We start from the raw sequence: 6,169 nt of genomic DNA, 5'->3' as shown, positions 1-6,169 counted from the left end.
ACTTTGACGGCGGATGGAAAAATTGTCAATACGGGGGCGATGCAGGCTCAGCAAGATATTCGCTTAAGCAGTCAACAGGACATTCGCAATAGCAAGCAAATTTACAGTCAACAAAATATCCACTTAAACAGTCAAAAAGCCATTGTGAATGAGGGTTCATTCCTTGCCAAGCACGATGTTGTTCTTAAAGGCTCAGCGATAAATAGCACTAAAAATAGTACTGTGGCTGCGGGTATTGATGAAAAGGGAAAACTGACCGAGCCTGGTAATATTATCGCTGATGCTAATCAAGTTTCCCTCACGGGTAAAAATCTGGCCGGTCAACACATCAGAGTCAATGCGCAAAAAAATATTCATCTAGCCAACAGCCAAAATATAGCGGAATCGGTTACATTAACCGCCGAAAATATCGACATCAATGCAGCTACAATCAAGAGTGAAAAAGATATCACTTTACAAGCGAGCAATGCCATTGATAGTCGTCATTTACAAACTAAAACGAATAGCTCTTACTCTGCTAATGCCAACACCATTAATAATCAACAATCGGTTATACTGGCGAATAAAGATATTGCCTTTAGCGCCCATAATATCAACAATGCGCAATCCAAATTCAATGCGGGCAGCAGCATTAATTTTAATGCTGAGGACTTCATCGATAATCACAAGGCGACGCTTTTGGCGGAAGGGGCAATTAATTTACAAAGCCAACAGATTATCAATAATGAATCGCTATTAGTCAGTCATGACCATTTGCAAATAAAGGCGAAAACATTAGAAAACCAAAAATCAACATTACAATCAAAAAAAGATTTAACCATTGCTAGCCATCAGATTGATAATCAACAGTCTGAATTATTAACGGAAGGCGCTTTAACGATCCATGCCAACCAAATTAACAACCAAAAAGCAGCGTTAAGTGCGAAAGGTGATATCAATATTCACAGTGCATTAATGAACAATGAAGCATCGACATTTATTTCTGAAAACACGATTAATCTGAATGTTAAACAATTTTTTAACCAATATGCCAAACTCACCGCACTCCATAATATTGCGATTGATGGGCAGCAGGTGAATAACCAATCTGCAGAATTAAAAGCCAATGGTGATTTGTCAATTAATTCCACTGAGCTAAACAATCAATCAGCACGATTACTCACGAATTCCACCTTAACGTTACAAGGTAAAAATATCAATAATCATCATGCCGAACTCAGCGCCAGCGATCGCATTGCTATAACCGCAGAGCAACTATGGGCTAATGAAGGGATATTTATCAGCAATCAGGATATTCATATCACCAGTTCGCATATTGAAGCCCAAAAAGTAAAAGTGAAGGCAAAAGGTGATATTAAACTCAATGCAACCGATGATATTGATGCCACAAATGGATTAATGGTGAGTGAAAAACAAGCCAGCATTACCGCTAACATGGTGAAATTAAATGAAGTCACCTTAAGTGCCAAAGATGACATAACAGTGAGTGCAACTTCACAATTAGACAATAACAATGCTAAATGGATTAGTGAAGGTCATATTAGTGCTGATGCCCAAACGATAAATAATCAAAATTCGTCAATATCAAGCTATAAAAATATTTTCTTTAAAGCACCGCATTTAAATAATCATAACAGCAAATTACTCAGCTATGGAAAAATTGACTTAGCGTCGAATATTGTCAATAACCAAAATACCCTTATCAATGCACTAGCAGATATTCATATTCAGGCTGACGATATTGACAATCAAAATGCACAAATCATTAGCCAGCAATCGATAAATATACAAGGTAAAGATATTGATAACCGCCATTTAGCGATGCAATCAGGTAAAGCGCTATCAATGGCGGCTACCAACAAATTGAACAATGCTGATGCGACATTGATTTCAGGTGATAAACTCAACCTTGAGTCACAGTTAATTGATAATCAACGTTCGAAAATCAAATCGCATCATGACCTGACCATGCAAGGTAAAAGCATTAACAATCAACAGAGCACGATGCTGGCTAAAGGCAATGTTGGATTTACTGCCGATGAGCAATTAGATAATCAAGAAGCTGATATTCGAACGCAAAATAAAATCGATATGGTGGCCAAACACATTCATAATCAAAATAGCTTATTGGCAGCCGGTGGTGAAGTCAAGCTTAATGCCGATGAACTCAATAGTCAGTCATCCATCTTAAAAGCCGATGATAATCTTCGCATAAAAGCGAAAAAGCTCAATAGCACCTTGGTCAAATGGGTCAGCCAAAATGCCATCATCCTTGAAAGTGATGAAATCAATAATCAATCGGCGGTATGGAAAGCGGATAAGGACATTACCGTTAAAGCCAATGATTTAAATAATAACGAGGCGACCTTAATATCGGGTGCTCAATTAGCATTAACCGCTAAAAAATTAGCCAACCAATCGGCCTATATCCATGCCGATAAAGGCATCAATATCCAAAGTACCGAATTTGATAATCAATCCGCCACGTTAATTACTAACGATTCTATACATATTGATGCCAATAAAACGAACAACCAAGATGGTACCTTATCAGCAAAACAAAATATTACCGTAAACAGTGACGAAATAAATAATCAAAACGCCTTATGGTTAGCTGATAAACATATTTCGATTCATGCCAATAACCTTGACAATCGTGAAGCGGCACTACAGGCTAATCAAGGTATGCAAATTAATGTCAATGCCAGCTTAGCCAATCAACATGCACTCCTCATTTCGGGGAAAGACGGCCTGATTATCCATGCTGATGATTTAGATAATGACGATGCTGAATTAAGCAGTAAGGGCTTATTGGCCATTACTGCCAATAATGTGAATAATCATCAAGCACAATTGGTCGCAGAAAGTGACCTAACGGTCAACGCAAATCACATCAATAACCAGTCTGCCGATATTCAAGCCAAAGGGGATGTCACCTTAGCGGGACAAACCCTTGATAACCGACAAGCCAAATTATTGAGCATGGGCAATATTGAGTTACAGGCAGAAAATAATTTAACTAACAATCAGGCAACGCTAACGGCGATGCAACAAATTCAATTACACTCTCAGGGGGCTATTGATAATCAACACTCAACAATGGTGGCCAATAAGGGCATTTTGATTGAGGCTGATTCGATTAATAACAGCCAATCAAAACTTGAAACCGCAAGCTTATTGAAGATTATTGCAAATGCTATTACTAATCAGCATGCCAAATTGAATGCAGGGCAAATTGAGTTAAAAACCCAATCGCTTGAAAACCAACAAGCCGATATGATTGCCAAAACGTTATTACATATTCAAGCGGATAAAATAGCTAATAACCAAGCACGTTTATTAGCCAATGATATTACCATTAACGCCAATCAACTGAGTGGCGACGGTGAACTGCTCGCTGAAAACGATATTGCGCTTAATTTAACTCAGGCGTTTGATAACAAAAACAGCTTGCTAGCGAATAATGATATTTTAATCAATGCAAGCCAAATTACCAATGACGGAAAAATCTCATCGGGTCAAGCAATCACCCTTAGGAGTGATGAAATTAAAAATACCGCCACAGGGATTATAGAATCTGAGGAAATCAATACCGAAGGACGTATATTGGAAAATAAAGGGTTGATTGATGGTGGTGAGGTAAATTTGAACGCTTCACAGCGTGTTGACAATCTAGACGGGGCACGCTTATATGGGGATTGGATTTATATCAAAGCCCATGAAGTCAACAACCGTGCTCCTGCTTTAACTAGCCCCATTGCGCCAACTATTGCAGCAAGGGAAGCGCTTTTATTGGATGTCAACACGTTAAATAACACCAATCATGCACTAATACTCAGCTTAGGGGATATGTACATTGAGGGGCAAACACTAAACAACCACTCAGCGCGGATCGAAGCGACTGACGATATGACATTAAACGTTAATCAAATTAACAACATTAATGACCATATTGAAACTGAAGATGTCTTAGTCGATAGCCAACATATTGTTGAATATTCCCCAAGCGGTGACGCACGACGATTTAAGCCAGATGAAGTGAGTATTCGCACTAGCCCTAAAAAACGGCATAGATATCCTGTTTTGCATTCAAATAATGGCGCTTTTGATTCCACTTATAAGTATCACAAATATGACTACACAAGAAATATTTATGAAACTAAAATTAAAAGTACCGCGCCGGCAGAAATCATTTCAGGAAAGAATTTGGTTGTCCAATCCGACCATTTAGAGAATGATAATAGTAAAATTATTGCCGGTAATGCCTTAGATATCATGACTGGCACACTCAATAATCACTCATTAAAAGGTCAGCGCACCGTTACCGATACTGGTGATAAAATTTATCATTATCGAGATAAAGGACATAGGAAAGGTAAAACCGTATATACAAAAAGAGCAGAATGGAAAGATTATAAAAACCAATTCATTACTACTATCGATCTTGAGCATGCCAAAATAGAATCGCATAGCAATCTAGATAAAACCAACGTTGATTTGCAACCACGTGAAGAGGAAAAAGTTAGCATAGGTCACATTGTTAATCCGATCGTAACAGAGATCAAAAATGAGAAACATCTAGACAATTCGCTAGAAGATATCATCAATCAGGGTAAAGAAAAAGGCAATGTCAGCATTTCAACCGAATCGCCAATTCATGATTTGCCGATCACACAACCCATTTTGCCGCCCGAGAAAGTTGAAAAGCCCGACGCACCGATAATTGATGATAATCAAAAAGTTTCGGTGCCGAGTGAAGCGGGTCAGTCACATGCGGATTCAATCATCTTTGTTGAGCCTAATCTGACCTTACCGCAAAATAGCTTATCGATAATTAATAAAGATCCACAAAGCAATTATTTGGTGGAAACCGACAGCCGTTTCACCAATCGCAAAAAGTGGTTAAGTTCGGATTATATGCTTAACCAATTACGGGTTGATCCGAATAACATCCAAAAACGGTTAGGGGATGGTTATTACGAGCAACAGCTCATCCGAGAGCAAATTGCCATTTTAACGGGTCATCGTTATATTGGTGATTATAGCAGTGACCTAGAGCAGTATAAAGCCTTAATGAATGCTGGGGCCACGTTTGCTAAGCAGTACGGATTATCGGTAGGTGCCTCGCTGTCAGCGGAACAAATGAAAGCTTTGACTAGTGATATTGTCTGGTTGGAAAGCAAGACGGTGATGGTCGATGGACAACTGGTCTCGGTATTGGTGCCACAAGTTTACCTCGTTAACCGCCCACAATTAACGTCGGAGGGGGCATTATTATCGGGTAAAAGTGTCACGGTGTTGGCGAAGAAGGATATAGGAAATTCGGGGACGATATTAGGTAAAAACCGGGTTGCCTTATTAGGCAATAACGTCAATAACCAAGGTTTGATTGATGCGGGTGCAATTATCATTCAAGCGAAAGATAGCATTAACAGCAGTGGCAAATTAAAAGCGGATAGGTTGGCTTATTTACAGGCGAATAACGACATCAACTTAAATAGCACCACCTCGACCAGCGAAACGCATTACGGTGCGAGCAAAAGCAAAAACACGGTGATTGACCAAGTTTCAAGTCTCAGCGTCACCGATGGTGATATCCACTTAAAAGCGGGGCATGATATCAATTTGGGTGCGGCCTTGGTAATAAATGGCGGTGAAGATGGGGTCACTAACGTGATAGCGGGGCACGATATCAATTTATCGACCTTAAAGACAGAAAGCTATCAAGACGCGATATGGAATAAGAATCACTCACACAAGGTTGATATTGAAGATGTGGTGGGCAGTGAACTGTTAACCCAAGGTGACCTTAACTTAATTGCGGGGCATGATATCTTGGCGAAATCGGCGGCATTATCGAGCGATAAGCGCTTAAATATCCTAGCCGAGCATGATATTAATATCGGTAGTGAGCAAGCGCGTTTACAGTTAACCGAGCATCACAAAGCCAAAACCAAAGGCTTACTCAATAAGGGTTCAATTACTGAAGATATTGAGGTCGATAATATCACGCAAAAAGGCAGTGGGGTTTATGGTGACAGGGTGAACATTAATGCGGGCAACCATTTAACCGTGACGGGCAGCGAAGTGGTTGGGACGCATAATGTGAATCTTGGCGCAGGCAAAGATATCACGATTGATGCGGCGGAAGAGTCGTATTACCGAAAAG

General features: G+C 39.7%; 1 protein-coding gene. It reads left to right on the top strand.

Translation table 11 applies throughout. The annotated features are described in order from the left end of the window. Window positions 1-6,169: hemagglutinin repeat-containing protein (locus ACYIAL_RS12410; protein ID WP_483751858.1), on the top strand; the 6,169-nt coding region annotated here is incomplete at both ends.

The organism is Gilliamella sp. X-57 (assembly GCF_057063565.1).
Note: the sequence above shows the minus strand (reverse complement) of the source record. Positions and strands in the feature narration are given on the sequence as shown.